This is a genomic window from Nocardia asteroides (genome assembly GCF_900637185.1).
GTDB lineage: Bacteria > Actinomycetota > Actinomycetes > Mycobacteriales > Mycobacteriaceae > Nocardia > Nocardia asteroides.
This window is the reverse complement of record NZ_LR134352.1, coordinates 1,144,730-1,164,094: the sequence shown is the minus strand read 5'-3', so window position 1 is coordinate 1,164,094 and position 19,365 is coordinate 1,144,730. Positions and strand designations below refer to the sequence as shown.

The 19,365-nt window shown below is 70.3% G+C and carries 17 protein-coding genes and 1 tRNA gene; 5 read left to right on the top strand and 13 right to left on the bottom strand.

Features of this window, described 5'->3' with window-relative positions; all coding sequences use genetic code 11:
* Positions 1-113: 113 nt before the first annotated feature.
* Together EL493_RS05520 and EL493_RS05515 are read left to right on the top strand one after the other, a co-directional pair.
* On the top strand, positions 114-4,037 hold the full coding sequence (locus EL493_RS05520; protein ID WP_019044606.1) for a Pls/PosA family non-ribosomal peptide synthetase: 3,924 nt from the start codon (positions 114-116) through the stop codon (positions 4,035-4,037).
* A complete protein-coding gene (locus EL493_RS05515) occupies positions 4,037-5,392 on the top strand; it encodes a M1 family metallopeptidase (RefSeq protein WP_022566463.1) in 1,356 nt (451 codons plus the stop codon). Before EL493_RS05520 ends, EL493_RS05515 begins: the two co-directional genes overlap by 1 nt.
* On the opposite strand, the gene EL493_RS05510 is transcribed toward EL493_RS05515, so the two are convergent.
* The gene (locus EL493_RS05510) at positions 5,377-5,562 is read right to left on the bottom strand and encodes a hypothetical protein (protein WP_019044604.1); all 186 of its coding nucleotides are present in this window, start codon (positions 5,560-5,562) and stop codon (positions 5,377-5,379) included. The genes EL493_RS05515 and EL493_RS05510 overlap by 16 nt on opposite strands.
* A 38-nt stretch (positions 5,563-5,600) precedes the next feature.
* Positions 5,601-6,059, bottom strand: coding sequence for a DUF2752 domain-containing protein (locus EL493_RS05505; protein ID WP_019044603.1), 459 nt, complete (start codon positions 6,057-6,059; stop codon positions 5,601-5,603).
* Positions 6,060-6,267: 208 nt separating this feature from the next.
* Here EL493_RS05505 and EL493_RS05500 point away from each other — a divergent pair, with 208 nt between their 5' ends.
* Entirely contained in the window at positions 6,268-7,356 is a 1,089-nt protein-coding gene (locus tag EL493_RS05500) for an alpha/beta fold hydrolase (protein ID WP_022566464.1), read from the top strand.
* Between the two features lie 103 nt (positions 7,357-7,459).
* Here EL493_RS05500 and EL493_RS05495 read toward each other — a convergent pair whose 3' ends face one another.
* From EL493_RS05495 to EL493_RS05470, 6 genes are all read right to left on the bottom strand, one after another.
* Positions 7,460-8,002, bottom strand: a complete 543-nt coding sequence (locus tag EL493_RS05495; RefSeq protein ID WP_126405573.1) for a hypothetical protein — start codon at positions 8,000-8,002, stop codon at positions 7,460-7,462.
* Between the two features lie 138 nt (positions 8,003-8,140).
* Positions 8,141-8,213, bottom strand: a tRNA-Thr gene (locus tag EL493_RS05490).
* Between the two features lie 69 nt (positions 8,214-8,282).
* Positions 8,283-8,564, bottom strand: coding sequence for a hypothetical protein (locus EL493_RS05485; RefSeq protein ID WP_019044600.1), 282 nt, complete (start codon positions 8,562-8,564; stop codon positions 8,283-8,285).
* A gap of 93 nt (positions 8,565-8,657) precedes the next feature.
* Complete coding sequence (locus EL493_RS05480; RefSeq protein WP_030204142.1) at positions 8,658-9,857, bottom strand: DNA polymerase III subunit delta'; 1,200 nt, start codon at positions 9,855-9,857, stop codon at positions 8,658-8,660.
* A gap of 55 nt (positions 9,858-9,912) precedes the next feature.
* Positions 9,913-12,852 carry a type I DNA topoisomerase gene (gene topA / locus EL493_RS05475; protein ID WP_036836776.1) on the bottom strand — a complete coding sequence of 980 codons (2,940 nt, stop codon included), beginning with the start codon at positions 12,850-12,852 and terminating at the stop codon, positions 9,913-9,915.
* A gap of 256 nt (positions 12,853-13,108) precedes the next feature.
* Positions 13,109-13,315 (bottom strand): cold-shock protein, encoded by a 207-nt coding sequence (locus tag EL493_RS05470; protein WP_019044597.1) that lies wholly within the window; start codon positions 13,313-13,315, stop codon positions 13,109-13,111.
* Positions 13,316-13,830: 515 nt separating this feature from the next.
* Here EL493_RS05470 and EL493_RS05465 point away from each other — a divergent pair.
* A complete protein-coding gene (locus EL493_RS05465) occupies positions 13,831-16,140 on the top strand; it encodes a DEAD/DEAH box helicase (protein WP_019044596.1) in 2,310 nt (769 codons plus the stop codon).
* A 290-nt stretch (positions 16,141-16,430) separates the two neighbouring features.
* Here EL493_RS05465 and EL493_RS05460 read toward each other — a convergent pair whose 3' ends face one another.
* The 4 genes from EL493_RS05460 to EL493_RS05445 form a co-directional block, all read right to left on the bottom strand.
* Positions 16,431-16,796, bottom strand: coding sequence for an Rv3654c family TadE-like protein (locus tag EL493_RS05460; RefSeq protein WP_019044595.1), 366 nt, complete (start codon positions 16,794-16,796; stop codon positions 16,431-16,433).
* The gene (locus EL493_RS05455) at positions 16,793-17,107 is read right to left on the bottom strand and encodes a TadE family type IV pilus minor pilin (RefSeq protein ID WP_019044594.1); all 315 of its coding nucleotides are present in this window, start codon (positions 17,105-17,107) and stop codon (positions 16,793-16,795) included. The genes EL493_RS05460 and EL493_RS05455 overlap by 4 nt, the downstream gene beginning before the upstream one ends.
* 41 nt (positions 17,108-17,148) lie before the next feature.
* Positions 17,149-17,358, bottom strand: coding sequence for a DUF4244 domain-containing protein (locus EL493_RS05450; RefSeq protein ID WP_022566466.1), 210 nt, complete (start codon positions 17,356-17,358; stop codon positions 17,149-17,151).
* Positions 17,359-17,430: 72 nt separating this feature from the next.
* Positions 17,431-18,045 (bottom strand): type II secretion system F family protein, encoded by a 615-nt coding sequence (locus tag EL493_RS05445; RefSeq protein ID WP_030204139.1) that lies wholly within the window; start codon positions 18,043-18,045, stop codon positions 17,431-17,433.
* Between EL493_RS05445 and EL493_RS32210 the strand changes: the two genes are divergently transcribed.
* Complete coding sequence (locus EL493_RS32210; protein WP_162178116.1) at positions 18,014-18,265, top strand: hypothetical protein; 252 nt, start codon at positions 18,014-18,016, stop codon at positions 18,263-18,265. The two genes, EL493_RS05445 and EL493_RS32210, sit on opposite strands and share 32 nt — an antisense overlap.
* Before the next feature lie 486 nt (positions 18,266-18,751).
* Here the strand turns inward: EL493_RS32210 and EL493_RS05440 are convergent, their stop codons facing one another.
* Positions 18,752-19,342, bottom strand: a complete 591-nt coding sequence (locus EL493_RS05440; RefSeq protein WP_198041187.1) for a type II secretion system F family protein — start codon at positions 19,340-19,342, stop codon at positions 18,752-18,754.
* Positions 19,343-19,365 lie beyond the last annotated feature (23 nt).

Genomic DNA, 19,365 nt, shown 5'->3' with positions numbered 1-19,365 from the left:
CCCGCTCCGAGTACCGTTGGCATCTGGTGACCATCCTGTTTGCCCTCCGGTAACCCGACCGTGAAACAACAGACACCGATGGGGGTCGACCGATGAGAGGTGGACTGAGCGCCATGCTCGAGCCACACACTGAGGACCCGGCTGGCCGGTTACGCGACCCGCTGCTGCGCGCCGACCTGGCCGCGCCGCCGCGCACCCTGGTGGACATCCTCACCAGCACCGCGCTGGCCCACCCCGACGCACCCGCGATCGACGACGGCACCGTCGTGCTCAGCTACATGGAGCTGATCGCCGCGATCGAGACCCGGATGACCGAGCTGACCGCGGCGGGCGTGCGCCCCGGCGACCGGGTCGGCGTGCGGATGCCCTCGGGCAGCGCCGCGCTGTACGTGACGATCCTGGCCGTGCTCTACTGCGGCGCCGCCTACGTCCCCGTCGACGCCGACGACCCGGACGAACGAGCCAGGCTGGTCTTCGGCGAGGCCAGGGTGAGCGCGCTGGCCACCGCCGCGGGCATCGAGTCGGCCACGACCGCGGCGGGCCGCGCGCCCGCCTCGGACTGGAACACCCTGCCGACCCCCGCCGACGACGCCTGGATCATCTTCACCTCCGGTTCCACCGGCACCCCGAAGGGCGTCGCGGTCACCCACCGCAATGCCGCCGCCTTCGTCGACGCCGAGGCCAGGCTGTTCCTGCAGCGCGCCCCGATCGGCCCGGGCGACCGGGTGCTGGCCGGGCTGTCGGTGGCCTTCGACGCCTCCTGCGAGGAGATGTGGCTGGCCTGGCGGCACGGCGCCTGCCTGGTCCCCGCCCCGCGCGACCTGGTCCGCACCGGCGCCGACCTGGGCCCGTGGCTGATGCGCCGGGAGATCAGCATCGTCTCCACCGTGCCGACGCTGGCCGCGACCTGGCCCGCCGAAGCGCTGGAGTCGGTCCGGCTGCTGATCTTCGGCGGCGAGGCCGTCCCGCCGGAGCTGGCCGAACGCCTGGCCGGCGGCGATCGCGAGGTCTGGAACACCTACGGCCCCACCGAGGCCACCGTCGTCGCCTGCGCCGCGCTGCTCGACGGGTCGATGCCGATCCGGATCGGCCTGCCGCTGGACGGCTGGGACCTGACCGTCGTCGACGCGCAGGGCAACCCGGTGCCCGAGGGCGAGACCGGCGAGCTCGTCATCGGCGGCGTCGGCCTGGCCCGCTATCTGGACGCGGCCAAGGACGCCGAGAAGTACGCGCCACTGCCCTCGCTGGGCTGGGAACGCGCCTACCGCAGTGGCGATCTGGTGCGCAACGACCGTCAGGGCCTGATCTTCCTCGGCCGCGCCGACGACCAGATCAAGATCGGCGGCAGGCGCATCGAGCTCGGCGAGATCGACAACGCCCTGCAGCATCTGCCCGGCGTGAGCGGCGCGGCCGCCGCCATCCGGACCACCAAGGCGGGCAACAAGATCCTGGTCGGTTACCTCACCGGGGCCGGTTCCGAGATCGACCTGAAGCAGGCCAGAAAGCTACTGGCCGAACAGCTTCCGGCTCCGCTGGTCCCGCGGCTGGCGGTCGTGCCCGACCTGCCGACCCGCACCTCCGGCAAGGTCGACCGCAACGCCCTGCCCTGGCCCCTGCCGAGTACCGAGGAGCAGCCAGAATCCGGTCTCGGCGGTACGGCGGCCTGGGTGGCCGGGCTCTGGGACGCGATCCTGGGCGCCGAAGCCACCGATCTGGACGCCGACTTCTTCGACCTCGGTGGCGGTTCGCTGGCGGCGGCACAGCTGGTGGGCGCGCTGCGCGAGCGGTATCCGCACGTGACCGTCGCCGACCTCTACGACCATCCGCGGCTCGGCTCGCTGGTGCAGCTGCTCGACGGCAGCGCGCCGGTCGCGGCCGTCGACGCGCGGGTGGTGGCGCCGACACCGCTGCGCGCCCAGCTCACCCAGGTGCTGGCCACCATCCCGCTGACCACCCTGACCGGGTTGCAGTGGGTCACCTGGCTGGCCGTGGTCTCGGCGATCGCGGGCTGGTCCGGCTCGCTGCCGTGGCTGCCGCGACTGTCCTGGTGGTGGATCGCGCTGGCCTTCGTCGTCTTCATCTCGCCGCTCGGCCGGATGACGCTGTGCGTGGCCTGCGCACGCATCCTGCTGGCCGGACTGAAACCGGGCACCTACCCGCGCGGCTCCCTGGTGCACCTGCGGCTGTGGGCCGCGGTGCGGATGTCGGAGGCCAGCGGCGCCGAAAGCCTGTCGGGCGCACCGCTGATGGTGCCGTTCGCGCGGGCCCTCGGCGCGAAGATCGGCAAGGGCGTCGATCTGCACACCCTGCCGCCGGTCACCGGGATGCTCGAACTCGGCGACGGGGCGAGCGTGGAACCCGAGGTGGATCTGTCCGGCTACTGGGTCGACGGCGACCTGGTGCACATCGGCGGCATCACCGTCGGCGACGACGCCGTGATCGGCGCCCGCTCGATCCTGTTGCCCGGCACCAAGATCGGCAAGAAGGCCGAGATCGCGCCCGGTTCCGCGGTCTCCGGCAAGGTCAAGGCCGAGCAGGAATGGGCGGGATCGCCCGCGACCAAGGCGGGCAAGGCCCAGCGCCGCTGGCCCGACCACGCGCCCGAACGGGCCAGTCACTGGCTGCTGGTGTTCGGCCTGTCCTCGATGGCGCTGGCCGCCATGCCGGTCCTCGGGCTGGCCGTCGGCGGCACCTTCATCGCCTGGTGGGTCCGCGAGGAGACCACCATCGGGGCCGCCGCGCTGCGTGGTTTCGCCATCCTGCCGGTCGCGACGCTGCTCAGCCTGGCCGTGTACGCCGCGGCCACCGTGATCGCCGTGCGCCTGCTCGGCATCGGGCTGCGCGAGGGCTACCACCCGGTGCGCAGCCGCACCGGCTGGCAGGTGTGGGCCACCGAGCGGCTGCTCGACTCCGCGCGCACCTTCCTGTTCCCGCTCTACGCCAGCCTGCTCACCCCGCTGTGGCTGCGCCTGCTCGGCGCCCGCGTCGGCAAGAACGTCGAAGCGTCGACCGTGCTGCTGCTGCCCAAGTTCACGGTGGTCGCCGACGGCGCGTTCCTGGCCGACGACACCATGATCGCCAGCTACGAACTCGGCGGCGGCTGGCTGCGCATCGGCGAGGCCAAGGTCGGCAAGCGCGCCTTCCTCGGCAACTCCGGGATGACCGCGCCCGGGCGACGGGTGCCCAAGAACGGCCTGGTCGCGGTGCTGTCGGCGGCGCCGAGCAAGGCCAAGGCGGGGTCGTCCTGGCTGGGCAGCCCGCCGGTGCGGCTGCGGCGCGCGGCCGAACCCAGCGACACCTCACGCACGTTCGACCCGCCGCTGCGGCTGAAGCTGGCCCGCGCCTTCGTCGAGACCTGCCGGCTGATCCCGGTGATGGTGACCTTCGCGATCGGCCTCGGCGTGCTGTTCACGCTGGCCCTCATCGCCCAGCACTCGGACTACCTGGTCGCCGCGCTGCTCTCGGGCGTGGTGCTGATGGCCGCGGGCGCGGTGGCCGGTGCGATCGCGGTGGCCGCGAAGTGGTTGCTGGTGGGGCGGATTCGCGCCGTCGAGCATCCGCTGTGGAGCTCGTTCGTGTGGCGCAACGAGGTGTCGGACGCCTTCGTCGAGACCGTCGCGGCACCCTGGTTCGCCCGCGCCGCCACGGGTACACCTGTGATGAATCTGTGGCTGCGCGGACTCGGCGCCAAGATCGGCCGCGGGGTATGGTGCGAGTCCTATTGGCTTCCGGAGGCTGACCTGGTGACACTCGGTGACGGCGCGACCGTGGAACGCGGCTGCGTGGTGCAGACCCACCTGTTCCACGACCGCATCATGTCCATGGACACGGTGACGCTGGACGCGGGCGCCACCCTCGGACCGCACTGTGTCGCCCTGCCCGCCGCGCACATCGGCGCGGGCGCCACCATCGGCCCGGCGTCGCTGGTGATGCGCGGTGACGTGGTCCCGCCGTCGACCCGCTGGTGGGGCAACCCCATCTCACCGTGGACCGGCACCGCCTCGACCTCGGAGTCGAGGCAGCGCGGAGCCGCCTGATGCGGAGCAAGTTCTACGAGGACCCGATCGACTCCTACCTGCCGCAGAACGGCAACCGCGGCTACCGCGTGTCCAGGTACGAGCTGGAACTGGCCTACAAACCCGCGAGCAACCGGCTGGCCGGGCGCGCGGTGATCATCGCGGTCACCACCACGGTGCGGGCCTGGTTCACCCTCGACCTGGCGCAGGCGCTGACCGTGTCGAAGGTGTTCGTCAACGGGGCCAAGGCGGCGAAGTTCGCCCATCAGCAGGGCAAACTCGCCGTCACCCCGGCGCAGAAGATCCCGGCCGGCGGCGTCCTCGAGATCACCGTCCACTACGCGGGCACACCCAAGCCGGTGCGCGGTCCGTGGGGCGAGGTGGGCTGGGAGGAACTCACCGAGGGCGCGCTGGTGGCCAGTCAGCCCAACGGCGCCGCCTCCTGGTTCCCGTGCGACGACCACCCGAGTTCCAAAGCGTCCTACCGAATCTCGATCACCACCGACAGCCCGTTCTACGCCGTCGCCAACGGCACCCTGGTCCGCAAGCAGGCCAAGGCCAGCCAGACCACCTGGGTCTACGAGGCGCCGGAACCGATGGCGAGCTACCTGGCGACGATCCAGATCGGCAACTACCGCAAGCACCGGATCGGCGCGCCCGGCGAACCGGTGCCGATGCAGGCCGTCGTCCCGCCGCGGCTGCGCGCGAACTTCGACCACGACTTCGCCCGTCAGCCCGAGATGATGGCCCTGTTCACCGACAGGTTCGGCCCGTACCCGTTCGAGAGCTACACCGTGGTCGTCACCGACGACGACCTCGACATCCCGATCGAGGCGCAGGGCATCTCGGTGTTCGGCGCCAATCACTGCGACGGCAAACGCGGTTCGGAACGACTGGTCGCGCACGAGCTGGCGCACCAGTGGTTCGGCAACAGCCTCACCTTGAAGCAGTGGCGTGACATCTGGCTGCACGAGGGCTTCGCCTGCTACGCCGAATGGCTCTGGTCCGAGGCCGCGGGCGGCCCGACCGCCGATCAGCTGGCCAGGGCCGCGCGCACCAACCTGGCCCGCCAGCCGCAGGACATCATCGTCGGCGATCCGGGCCCCAAGGACATGTTCGACGACCGCGTCTACAAGCGCGGCGCGCTCACCCTGCACGCCCTGCGCCTGGAGCTGCGCGATCACCTGTTCTTCCAGCTGATCCGCGAATGGACCGCGCGCTACCGCCATGCCTCGGTGACCACCGAGGAATTCGTCGATCTGGCAGGCCATTACAGCGTGGCGCCACTGCGCGGGTTGTTCGCGATCTGGCTCGGGGCCAAGCAGTTGCCGCAGCTACCGCCGCTGGGCGGGCAGGGGCATCAGAACACCAGGTAGCGCTGGGCGAGCTCCTCGACGAGCGGGTCGTCGGAGGGCACCATCTCGAGCGCCTCGAGGTCGTCGGCCACCGAGATGCTGCGGGAGTCGTCCTGTTCCGGGTCGGGGCCGTCCTCGGCGAGCCGACGCATCAACTTCTGTCGGACTCGATCCTTCAGTGAATCGCGCATACCTCCAGATTGCCCGCCGATCGGCGGGCGCACCAGTATCAGACGGGGGTGAGCCACGTTCCCCACGGCGTGTTGCGCAACACCGTGAACACCCCGAGCAACCCGAAGAACGACCACACCAGCACCGGACTGAGCCCCGGCAGGCGCCAGCGTTCGCCCCGCCGCGCCCGCAGCACCCAGTCGACGACGAACACCGCGAACGCCACGACCAGCGGCAACACCAGCACATTGCTGTGCAGCGAGTCCAGGATCCGGCCGTCGGTGAGGTTGTGCATGGCCCGCATGCCGCCGCAGCCGGGGCAGTACACCCCGAACAGCGCGTACACCGGGCACAGCCCGTAGGAGCCCTCGACGTGCGGATCGCGGAAATGCAGCAGCGCCAGCGTGCCGACGCCGAGGCCGGCCGCGATCAGCGGCGGCGCGAACCGCTGCCAGGCCGGTCGCACCGGCTCGGGGTTCGGAGCACCGGCGAAGGCGGCGACGGGCGAGCTGTCCACGCTCCTACGGTAACCGTGCCCGCCCGAGGCCGCCAGCACCCACGAATCCCACCGCCACGCTGTAATTTTCCGGCGTTTTCGGGCGATCTCACTATGTCGGCTCGGCCAGTGACCCAGTTCACAACAAATGGGACACTGTGACCCGCTAACACTAGCTAGCACCCCAGCTCGCACTGTACGGTGGCCTACGACACAAAGGAGTGCCGACATGCTTGCGAAGTCGATGATGACGCTCGCGGCAGCGCGATCCCTGGTCTCGCAGTTCGAGACCGGCGTACTGACCGCACAGTTCCGTGCCGGACTGCGTACCCGCAGTTTCGCGACCGCGAAACTCAACGCCCCCGCTGTGGCGCACCAGGTCGTCCCGGTGACCACCGCCGACGGCGCCGACCTGCGGGTGCACGTCTACGGCCCCGATACCGCCCCCACCCTGGTCCTCATCCACGGCTGGGCGTGCAGCATCGAATACTGGAATCCGCAGATCACCGCCTTCGCCGGCGAATACCGCGTGGTCAGCTACGACCAGCGCGGCCACGGCGAGTCGACGCTGGGCACCGTCGCCCCGAGCGAGCACACCCTCGCCGACGACCTCGCCACTGTCCTGGACGCGACGCTGCGTCCGGGCGAGAAGGCCGTGCTGGCCGGGCACAGCATGGGTGGTCTCACCATCCAGGCCTGGGCCAAGCACCACCCCGAGCAGGTGTCCGAGCGCGCCGCCGCCGTCCTGCTGGCCAATACGGCCAACGCCGACATCCGCGGGGAAACCGACCTGCTCCCGGTGCTGAACAAGCAGCTCACCCTCGCCGAGTACCCGGTGACCGTGCTCGGCGCGCCGGTGCGCATGCCGCAGCCCTTCAGCGAGTCGCTGCTGACCGCGCCGGTGCCGATCCCCGGCGGCTGGTTCACCGAGCAGCTGTTCCGCTACCGCATCCTCACCCCGGCGGCCACCGCCGACGAGGTCGACTTCGCGATCGGCATCATCCGCTCCTGCCGCCCGCTCGCGCGCGGCCGCCACGCCGCCGCGATGGCCGACATGGACCTGTCGGCGGGCACCGCCAACCTGACCGTGCCCACCACGGTCATCGCCGGCGCCCAGGACCGCCTGCTCCCGCAGCGCATGTCCCGCTCGATCGTCGACATCCTGCGCCGCACCGGCCACCTGGCCGACTTCCACGTCCTGGCGCACGGCCACCTCAGCAACATCGAGGACTCCGAGTCCTTCGACGCCATCCTCCTCCAGATCCTGCACTCCGCCACCAACTCTCGGGCCACCCGCCGCAACGTCGCCGCCCGCTGACCCGAGTCGGTTCTCCCGCCCCGGTCAACGGCGATCGGTTCGGGAGAAACTTGAGAAAAGGCCCCCGCCCTCCCGGACGGGGGCCTTACTCGTGTCACCGACGTCAGTTCGCTGTGATGCCGGAACGCTCCCGCGCGAGAACCGGCAGCCGCAATACTCGGGATCGGCTCCGCGGCTCGCGATGCTGCACCGTGTCTGCCGCGCATCGAACGAATTCGTCGATCGCCGACCTCGCCGCCCGATGGCGCAGTTCATGGTCCTCGGCTGTTCCGGGATCGACCCCGACCCGCTGAATAGACCTAGCGGCATCGATGGCCTCACCCGCCAGCCGGACGATCCGCTCATCGCCGTTCAGCAACCTGATCCGCAACAGCTGAGTGTTGGCCGCCGCCCGCATGTCGTATGCCTCGTGCCGCAACTGCTGCTCGGCGCCCGGATTCTGCGAGAGCTGATGCCACCGCTTGATCTGATGGTGCCGGTAGTCGATCACGGCGCTCGCGAAGTCATGGTAGGCCGACAGGAGATCCTGCCTGAGCCGGTCATCACGGCTCTGCCGCAGCATCCGATCCGCGTTGACCCGCTGGAAGTAGTGCGTGAACGCAGCACCCAGAAGCGTGCCGACGACGGCGATCAAGGCGGTAACCACGCCCATGACACTACTGACGGGACATGAATCTTGCTGTGCCGCAACGAACCGCAGCACCGCTGCGGGCCCGCCGTGACTACGCCCGCACGCAAGGTAGAAGGCCCTTCCCGGATTCCCGGAAAGGGCCTTCTACCTCGGAGCCGCCTGGGGGAATCGAACCCCCGACCTTTTCATTACGAGTGAAGCGCTCTACCGACTGAGCTAAGGCGGCGTACCTATCGGCGGTGCGAGTCTATCGTCTCGCGGTCAGAACGCGAAAACGGCAGGTCATCGGGTGCCTTCAGCACGAGGGTTGGAAGGGGTAGCAGGACGGAGGCGCGGTTGGTGCGGGCCGTAGTGGTTCCGCGGCGGCCGTCGTCTGCACCACGCCGCCGGTACTCGTCGGGGCGTCCCCCTGGTCGTCGGGGGAATCCATGTGGGTGACGGTCAGGATGACCAGCAGCAGGAACACGCCGCCGACCAGCCCGCCGAGAGCCAGCAGGATCGGTGTGACCGAAGCGCTGCGATAGCCATGAACATGGAGAGACCGATAGCGCCCCGGCCTGGCCCGGCGGCGGCTCATCTCCCGGATCCTTCGATACGACCGACCGTCCCCCGAACAACCTCACACCCCATGCAGCAAGTATGACCCTGGGGGGCGACAGATTCGCCTGGATCAGGCCGAGCGGGCGGCGATGAGGGTGGCGACCATGGCGGCGACGGCGAAGCGGGGTTTGACGTTGAGGTCGAGAGCTTCCCGGCATTCCAGGACCGCGTCGATGCTGCGGAGCAGGCCCTCGGGGCGGACGTTGGTGGCCAGGTCGGTGATCTCGGCGGCCATGTCGGGGTGGGTGAGGGTGATGCGGACGCCGCGGCCCGCGAAGCGCATGGCGAGCGCGTCGCGGTACATGCCCGCCACGTCGATGAGGGCGCGGTCGAGCGCGTCGCGGCCGGTGCGGGTGGCGCGGGACTTCTGGCGGCGTTCGAGTTCCTTGAGCACGCCGGCCGAGCCGCGGGTGGCCGAGGCGGCGCCCTTGCCGGTGCCGCCCGCGCCGAGGGCGGTGGCCAGTTCGTCGCGTTCGCGGTCGTCGCGTTCGGCGCTCATCTGCTTGGCTTCGTCGTCGGCCGATTTCACCAGTTCGTCGGCGGCGGCGTAGGCGGCGCCCGGCCGTTCCGTCGCGGAGACCAGGGCGAGGGCGCGCTGACGGCGCTTGCGCGCGTCCTCGTCGGTGGCCAGGCGGCGCGCCCGGCCGACGTGCCCGCCGCTGACCGAGGCCGCCCAGTCGGCGGTCTTCGGATCGAGCTGATCGCGCTCGCGCAGCACCTGCGCGATGGCGGGAATCGACGGCGTCACCAGGTGCACGTGCCTGCACCGCGAACGCAATGTGACAGAGATGTCCTCGGGGTCGACCGAGGGCGCGCAGAGCAGGAACACCGTCCGGTCCGGCGGTTCCTCGACCACCTTCAGCAGCACGTTGCCCGCCGCCTCGGTGAGCCGGTCGGCGTCCTCCACCACGACGACCTGCCACCGGCCGGTGCTCGGCCGCCGCGACGCCACCTGGACGATCTCGCGCATCTCCTTGGTGCTGATGCTCAGCCCCTCGGGCACCACGCGGCGCACGTCACCGTGGGTTCCGGCCATGGTGGTGGTGCAGGCATGGCAGCGACCGCAGCCGACGGTGTCGGGATCGGTGCACTGCAGCGCGGCGGCGAAGCACAGCGCGGCGATCGACCGACCCGAGCCGGGCGGGCCGGTGAACAGCCACGAATGCGTCATCGCGCCGGTCACGACGCCCGCCCTGGCCGCCGTCGCGGCAGCCGTCAGCTCGGCCTCGACCACGTCTTGGCCGACCAGTCGATCGAAGACACCTGCCACGCGCTACACCCTAGCCGCGCGGTCCGACAGCTTTTCCGCACGGCCGGATCACCGTTCAGTCCGCGTCGGTACCAGCGGTTTTCGCCGCCGCCTTCTTGGCGGGCGCCTTCTTGGCCGCCGTCTTCTTCGCCGCGGTCTTCTTGGCGGCGGTCTTGGTCGCCGTCTTCGTCGCCGTCGACTTGGCCGCGGTCTTCTTCGCCGGAGCCTTCTTGGCGGCCTTCTTCGCGGTGGTCTTCTTCGCCGCCTTCTTCACCGGACCGCGCGCCCGGCGGTCGGCGAGCAGCTCGGAGGCGCGCTCGTCGGTGATCGACTCGACCTCGTCGCCCTTGCGCAGGCTGGCGTTGGTCTCACCGTCGGTGACATACGGGCCGAACCGGCCGTCCTTGATCACCATCGGCTTGCCGGTGGCCGAGTCGTTGCCCAGCTCACGCAGCGGCGCCGCGCTGGCGGCCTGGCGACCCCGGCGCTTCGGCTCGGCGTACAGCTTGAGCGCCTCGTCGAGGGTGACCGAGAACAGCTGCTCCTCCGTCGCCAGCGAACGCGAGTCGGTGCCCTTCTTGAGGTACGGACCGTATCGGCCGTTCTGCGCGGTGATCTCCTCGCCCGAGGCCGGGTCGGCGCCGACGACGCGCGGCAGCGACAGCAGCTTGAGCGCGTCGTCGAGGGTGATCGTCGCCAGGTCCATCGATTTGAACAGCGAACCGGTGCGCGGCTTGACCTCGGCGGCCTTCTTGGCCGTCTTCTTCGCCGGGGTGGCCGACGGCTCTGGCGCGGGCGGCTCGGGCAGCACCTCGGTCACGTAGGGACCGAAACGTCCCTCCTTGGCGACGATTTCGTGCCCCGACACCGGATCGACACCGAGCGAACGGCCCTCCTGCGGCGTCGAGAACAGCTTCTCGGCCACCTCGGGGGTGAGCTCGTCGGGCGGCAGATCGTCGGGCAGATTGGCCCGCTGCGACACCGGATCACCGTCGGGGTCATCGGGATTGACGACCATCCGCTCCAGGTACGGACCGAACCGGCCCACCCGGACCACCACGTCGCGACCTTCGTCGTCGACGAACATCTTGATCGAGTTCACTTCGCGGGCGTCGATGTCGTCGAGCTGCTCGCCGACCATCTTCTTCAGGCCGCCGGACCGCGCGACCGAACCCTCGGCGCCGCTGTCCCCGCCGAAGTAGAAGCTGGACAACCAGTTTCCGCGCTGCTCGCGACCGCCGGCGATGGCGTCGAGGTCGTCCTCCATCGCGGCGGTGAAGTCGAAGTCGACCAGCCGGCCGAAGTACGCCTCGAGCAGACCGACCACCGCGAACGCCACCCACGACGGCACCAGCGCGCTACCGCGCTTGTACACGTAGCCGCGGTCGAGGATCGTCTTGATGATCGAGGAGTAGGTCGACGGGCGGCCGATACCGAGTTCCTCGAGCGTCTTGATCAGCGAGGCTTCGGTGTAGCGCGCGGGCGGGTTGGTGCTGTGCCCGTCGGGAGTGAGCTCGACGGCGGTGACGCCCTGGCCCTCTTCCAGCGCGGGCAAACGGGATTCGGCGTCGTCGGACTGGCCGCCCGCCTCCTCGTCGACACTCTCGACATACGCCTTGAGGAAGCCGGGGAAGGTGATCGTGCGACCCGAGGAGGAGAACACGCACTCCTCGCCGGTACGGGCGGTGCCGGTGATGCGCAGGGTCAGCGTGGTGCCGCGCGCGTCGGCCATCTGCGAGGCGACGGTGCGCTGCCAGATCAGCTCGTAGAGCCGGAACTCGTCCTGGTCGACCTTGGATGCCAGCTGGCCCGGGGTCATGAACGTGTCGCCCGAGGGACGGATCGCCTCGTGCGCTTCCTGGGCGTTCTTCACCTTGCGCGTGTACTGGCGCGGCGTCGGCGAGACGTACTCGGCGCCGTAGAGCTGGGTCGCCTGGGAGCGCGCCGCGGCGATGGCCGACTCCGACAGCGTGGTCGAGTCGGTACGCATGTAGGTGATGTAGCCGTTTTCGTACAGGCGCTGGGCCACCCGCATCGTGCGCTCGGAGGTGAAGCGGAGCTTGCGTCCGGCCTCCTGCTGCAGCGTGGAGGTCATGAACGGCGGGTACGGCTTGCGCGAATACGGCTTGGCCTCGGCGGAGGAGACCACCAGGTCGGCGCCGTCGAGCGCCTCGGCGAGCCGGCGCGCGTACGCCTCGTCCAGCACCACGACGCCGGACGCCGACTTGAGCTGCCCGTCGGAGCCGAAGTCACGGCCCGAGGCGACCCGGTCGCCTTCGACCTGGACCAGGCGCGCGCCGAACGTGCGCGGGTTGGTCGAATCGGAGCTCTCGTCGACACCGGCGTCGAGCTTGGCGGCGATGTCCCAGTACTCGGCGGAGCGGAACGCCATGCGCTCCCGCTCGCGCCGCACGATGACGCGGGTGGCCACGGACTGCACGCGGCCTGCCGACAGGCGCGGCATGACCTTCTTCCACAGCACCGGACTGACCTCGTAGCCGTAGAGGCGGTCCAGGATGCGGCGGGTCTCCTGCGCGTCGACCAGATCGTTGTCGAGCTCGCGCGTGTCGGCGGCGGCGGCGAGGATCGCGGGCTCGGTGATCTCGTGGAAGACCATCCGGCGGACCGGGACCTTCGGCTTGAGTGTCTCGAGCAGGTGCCAGGCGATGGCCTCGCCCTCGCGGTCGGGGTCGGTGGCGAGGTAGAGCTCGTCGGCGTCGGCCAGCAGGCTCTTGAGTTCGGAGACCTTGGCCTTCTTGTCCGGGCTGACCACGTAGATCGGCTCGAAGTCGTGATCGACGTCGACACCGAGGCGGGCCCAGGACTGGCCCTTGTACTTGGCGGGCACGTCGGCGGCGCCGCGTGGCAGGTCGCGGATGTGGCCCACCGAGGCCTCGACGGTGTAGTTGCGACCCAGGTAGGGCGCGATCTTGCGGGCCTTTGTCGGTGACTCGACGATCACGAGACGACGCAGGGGTCGGCCCTGGTCGGCTGAGCTGCGGTCTCGTGTTGCCACCGGCGAACACCTTCCTTCTATATCCGCGCGTCGGGAGGTCCGCTCGGTGCGCGGCTGGGGCAGACGGCGCGACGTTCGGACATCGCCACCAGTGACGTTTATACCCTGCGCACTTGGGTAGCCGCGTTCACGGCGGCCGACGACGCGGGTTCGCTGCCCTGTCGAGCGGCGTGGTTCTGGGCGACTTTACCCGGAAATGGCTCGTCCCCCACCTCCGCGTGGGAGATGGGGGACGGGCGTTGTTTCGTTTCGCAGCTCAGGAGAGCGCGCGAACGCCGGTGGCCTGCGGGCCCTTGGTGCCCTGGCCGACCTCGAACTCGACCTTCTGGTTCTCCTCGAGGGTACGGAAGCCCGTGCCCTGGATCTCCGAGTAGTGGACGAAGACGTCAGCGGAGCCGTCCTCGGGCGCGATGAAGCCGAACCCCTTCTCCGCGTTGAACCACTTCACAGTTCCCTGTGCCATTCTGTTCCTTCTCTTTCTTACCGGAACGGCGGACAACTGGGTTCGTCCACCGGGTCCGTTCCGACCGCTGTACTGTGGGTCCCCCTGCAAGGAAAGCCTGAGCACGGCGTTCGCAACATCGATCCTGCTGACGGTTTGGACTTTCGATCCGTCCCTCGAACACAGAAGCTTGCGACCGAGACCCAGTGAACCATGTCTTTGAGCAATTCGACAGTCGAGTTACCGACAATTTGCAAAATTCTTGATCTTGCGAATGCGCAGGTAAGGGAGAGATTGGGTGAATCCGTACTTCCAGTCTGTTTGCTTCACGATAACCGGGTGAGCTTCCAGCAAACCTGCTGTGACCCAGGTCGCTATTGGGTTACGAAAACGCAGGTGGGGCTTGCCGCACACACACGTTTCACACTTCCGGCGCGGCGCGAGAGGGCGATGGGATGAATCCGGCAGAGCGGACCGAGGTCCAGCGACCTGCGGAGAGCGAAAGCTACGGTCGATCGTTGCTGAATCGTGTCCTGATGGAGGCTGCCGCCGGCGGCGATCCACTGACCCACGTCGCCGAGCTGCCCGCGCGCCGAGCCCGGACCACGGATTGGCCGGAATGGACACCATCCGCCCTGGTCACGTCGTTGGACGCGATCGGGATCGAGCGGCCGTGGGAGCACCAGACCCGCACGGCCGAGCTCGCCGCGGCCGGTCAGCACGTTGTCGTCAGCACCGGCACAGCATCCGGGAAATCTCTCGGCTACCAACTGCCGGTGCTCGCGGCACTGCACGACGACCCACGCGCGACCGCCCTGTACCTGTCCCCCACCAAGGCGCTCGGCGCCGATCAGCTGCGCGCTGTAGGCCGGTTGATCCACGACAACCCGCTGCGCGAAACCCACCCGGCGAGCTACGACGGCGACACTCCCGCCGAGGTCAGGCAGTGGGTGCGGGCCAATGCCAGGTGGATCTTCACCAATCCCGACATGCTGCACGTCGGGGTGCTGCGCTCGCATCAGCGCTGGGCGAGGGTGCTGCGCCACCTCCGGTACGTGGTGGTCGACGAATGCCACTCCTACCGGGGCGTCTTCGGATCGCACGTCGCCCTGGTGCTGCGCAGGCTGCGCCGGCTGGCCGCGTTCTACGGCGCCGACCCCGTGTTCATCTTCTGCTCGGCGACCTCCGCCGACCCCGCCGCGTCGGCGAGCAGGCTGATCGGCGCGCCGGTCAGCGCCGTCACGACGGATGCCTCCCCGCGCGGCGCACGGACCGTCGCCCTGTGGGAACCGCCGCTGAGCGCGGCGCTGACCGGGGAGAACGGCGCGCCCGTGCGGCGTACCGCGACCGGCGAGGCGGCCAAGATCATGGCGAGTCTGGTGTCCGAAGGCGCGCGGACACTCACCTTCGTGCGTTCCCGTCGCGGCGCCGAACTGATCGCCCTCGACGCCCGGCGCGTCCTCGCCGAAAGGGCACCCGAGCTGCAGGAACGCGTCGCCGCGTATCGGGCGGGCTATCTCGCCGAGGACCGGCGTGAGCTGGAGCGGTCGCTGTCGGAGGGCTCGCTGCTCGGCGCGGCCAGCACCAACGCGCTCGAGCTCGGCGTCGACATCGCCGGCCTCGATGCCGTGGTCATCGCCGGTTTCCCCGGCACCGTGGCGTCCTTCTGGCAGCAGGCGGGCCGCGCGGGCAGGCGCTCACAGGGTTCGCTGGTCGTCCTGGTGGCCACCGACGATCCACTCGACACCTACCTGGTCCACCACCCTTCCGCCCTGCTCGACCGGCCCATCGAGGCCACCATCACCGATCCGTCCAACCCCTACGTGCTCGGTCCACAACTCCTGTGCGCCGCCATGGAGCTGCCGCTCACCGACACCGAGGTCAGCGAGCTCGCGGCCGCCGATGTGCTCGCCGACCTGGCCGGACAGGGCCTGATCCGCCGACGGCCCGGCCTGCGCGGCGGGCAGGGCCGCTGGCATGTCACCGCGCACACCCACCCGCACGACTCCGTCGACGTGCGGGGCGGGCTCGGTACACCGATCGCCATCGTCGACGCCGAATCCGGCCGCCTGCTCGGCACCGCCGACGCCGGTCGCGCGCCCGCGACCCTGCACAACGGCGCCGTGCACCTGCATCAGGGCGAGACCTACCTGGTGGACGAACTCGACCTCGAGGGCGGAGTCGCTTTCGTCAACGAGGTGGATCCCGGCTTCACCACCAGCGCCCGCCAGGTCACCTCGATCACCGTCGACACGGTGCTCGAACAGCGCGTGTGCGGCGGCGTCACCACCGCATCCGCGCAGGTCGCGGTCACCAACCAGGTCGTCGGCTACCTGCGCACGCTGGTCACCGGCGAGGTGCTCGACCAGGTGGAACTCGATCTGCCCGCCCAGACGCTGCACACCAAGGCGGTCCTCTATACCGTCACACCCCAACTGCTGGCCGCCGCGGGCATCGGTGAGGACGAACTCCCCGGCGCGCTGCACGCCGCCGAACACGCCGCGATCGGCATGTTGCCCCTGGTCGCGGGCTGCGACCGCTGGGACATCGGCGGTGTGTCCATCGCCGAACACCCGGACACCGGGGCCCCGACCGTGTTCGTCTACGACGGACAGCCCGGCGGCGCCGGCTTCGCGGAGCGCGGATTCGCCCAGCTCACGCCGTGGCTGGCCGCCACCCTCAGCGTGATCCGCAGCTGCGGATGCCAGGACGGGTGCCCCTCGTGCGTGCAGTCACCCAAGTGCGGCAACGGCAACAACCCGCTGGACAAGGACGCCGCGGCCCGCCTGCTGGCCGCCGTCCTGGGCGAGCTGCGAGCGCATCCGGACCCCGCCGTCGATTCGTAATACCGCCGCAGCGGACACGTGACCGGCGCTACACCACAACTGTCCGAATGCTGGTCGCCTGTCCGGTTTTGCGTTGACCAGCGACGACGTGGACCCCGACGAATAAAGAGGATAACTCTCAGGTTAACTGACGCATTGCCAATGGGCCCGGAACCGGACGTCACACGGTTGATTTCATTTTGTTCCTCACTCATAAAAGAATGCGCACGGAAATTCGGAGAATATGTCTCCGCTGAATGGCGGATTAGTTCGGGACGGAACAACCACGGGCCAGTGTTGACACTTCCGCGTCACCCGGTGTCGTCCACCGGCCCGGCTCTGGCCGCCGCGGTGACGATGCGCACACCGAACACGCCGAAGGCCGCGCGCGCTCGCACCACGACCACCGCGTCCCACTGCTCGACGTCGCACCGCTCGACCCGGACGGCCATGCGTCGCGCGACCTCGCCCGCCTCCGCGCACCCGGCCTCGGCTCCTTCGGTCAGCACACCGGCTGCGGCGAGCGCGCCGAGGTCGGCCGCGGCCTGTGCCCGGTGGCGGGCGACCACGACGGCGCCCACCTGGGCGACCACTCCCGTCAGCGCGAGCAGTCCGGCCAGGACGACACAGGCGAAGACCGTGGCACCGCCCTCGTCGCGGGCGAGCCGCCTGGTCACGAGCCGACTCCCGGCTCGGTCACCGCGACCGCCTCGGCCCGCAAGCGCAGACCGGGCAGCAACGGCGTGCCCGCGGTGACGACGGCCGTGACCCGGTCGCCGCCACCACGGACTTCGACGACCGCGCCCGGCGGTGCGACCGTCCGCGCGGCGGCGACGGCCTGCGCCGTGTCGCCGCGCGCGGCCAGCCGAGCCGCCTCACGGGCCGCGTCGACACAGCGCACCTGGGTCGACGCGGCGAGCAGCGCACCGATACACAGCACCACCGCTGCGACCAGTGCCGCGAGGGCGATGGCGGCCTCGACCGTCACCGCGCCTGCGTCGTCACCGAGAATACCTGTGCCGCAAGGATTTACACACTCGTGTTGAGCGCCTTGTCGATGATCTGGGTCAACGCGTTGACGATGCTGTCGCCCGTCACCACCCCATAGAGCACCGCGCCGAACGCCGCGGCCGCGATCGTGCCGATGGCGTACTCGGCCGTGGACATCCCGTCGTCGTCGAGCAGCAGGCGCGTGATCCGCGTCCGCGCTCCTATATATACGGTGCGTGCGAACGTCATCCTGATCCCCTTCCCTTCCACACCGCGCGGACGTTCCACACGGTGACGACTCCGCGGCCGCCACGCGGCCGGTCACAGCAGTCCGCCGTCGCCGAGGACCCGGTCGGCCAGCCCGATCACCACCGGCACAATCCCCAGGCAGACGAAGGCGGGCAGGAAGCACAGCCCGAGTGGCCCGCCGATCAGCACGCCGGCCCGCTCGGCCCGTGCGACCGCGGCGTCCTCCACGGCTTCTCGCCGCTGCGTGGCGAGCTCACCGACCGCCGCGGCGAGCGAGGCGCCGGAGCGCGCGGACCGCCGCGCCATCCTGGCCAGTGCCTCCACTTCGTCGGCTCCCGCCGTCCCCGCCGCATCGACGGCCGCCCGCTCCCACGCCGTGGCGGCGTCCGCGCCCAGCGCCAGCAGATCGGCGGCTCTGCACAACGCGGCCCGCAGTATGGATGGCGCGGTCGGCGCCGCGGCCCGCGCGGCCGCCGCCATCGGCAGCCCCGCCCGCAAGCAGGCGGCCAGCAGATCGAACGCCGAGGCCGACCCCAGCGGATCGACCTTCGCCTCCCCTTGCCCCGCCGCGACCACGGTGACCCGCACCCGCCCCAGCCCACGTAACCGCCGGCTCACCGCAACCCGCCCCGGAAACAGCACTACGGCCCCCGCCATGAACAGCAAGGCAAGCGGCGACACCGTCATCCCCACGTCCACTGCACTCCCCCTTCGCAACTCGATCGAGCATGTCCTCGCAGCCGAACCGCATCTGTTCTCGGCGACCTGCAGCCTCGGTCTCGACCCCCGCGCGTCCTTCGCCGCCGGCTCGAAACAGATGAGATCCGCCGCCGAATCGCCGAGGCCGGCGCGCAACCCGGCATCGTCGAACCGGTCGATCTCCGCTGTCGGTTCGCCAGACCGGTGACCAGCATGAGCACGGAGGCTGGACGGAAGCGCTCGCCGAGTAGGTCGTCGCCGGTCGCAGACGCTGACCAGCAGGTCGTACGCCTGCGACGACGACGGGAGCGGTGTCGACGGTGCTGGCAGCGAGCGCCGGTGTCGGCGGCGGGAGCCAGGTGTCTGCGGCAGGAGCCAGGTGTGTCGGCTGCGGGCGCCAGGTGTCTGCGGCAGGAGCCGGGTGTCTGCGGCGGGAGCCAGGTGTGTCGGCTGCGGGAGCCGGGTGTCGGCTGCGGCCGGGTGTCGGCTGCGGCAACCGGGTGTCGGCGGCAACCGGGTGTCGGCGGCAACCGGGTGTCGGCGGCAACCGGGTGTCTGCGGCAACCGGGTGTCGGCCGCGGCAGCCGGGTGTCGGCTGCGGGAGCAAGGGTTTCGACGACGGGGAGCAGGTGTCGACGGCGCTGGTAGCGGGCGCCGGTGTCGGTAGTGCTGCGCGCGTTGCGGATGTGGTGGTTCATGTGGTGCCGCGGCGGGTGATGGCATCTGTCCACAGCAGTCCACAGCAGGCCAGGGCGGCTCCCAGGGGGAGGAGGAATTCGCCGGCCGATGAGTCGAGGAGGACTGCGAGAGGGGCGGCGCCCATGAGGTGGCCCAGGGCGATGCCGACCAAGGGGAGGCAGGCGAGGACGGTGGCGGAGGCGCGGGCGCCGGCTAGAGCCGCTTCGGTGCGGTCACGGAAGCGGGTGCGGCCGAGAAGGTCGGTGCGGGCGGCGGCCAGTAGTTCGGCCAGGGCCAGGCCGTGTTGCTCGGCGACCCGCCAGGCGGTCGCGATGCGCGACAGTTCCTCGGCGACCGGTGAATCCGGATGTAGCCAGCCGTCCGCGCCGGAGCCGCCCAGTCTGCTGCGACCCGCGCTGATCGCGAGTACGCGAGCCGCTTCCCCGCGCGACTCGGCCGCCGCGGCCTCCGCTGCCGCGCTCGGATGCGCGCCGACTCGCAGTTCCCCGATGACCGCCTCGAGTCCGGCCAGCAGGTGCGTGCACTCCGCCCGCCGCAGTCGATCCCCGCGACCACGTCGATGCCGCACCGCCACAGTCCCACCCACGATCAATGCCGCCACTCCTGTCC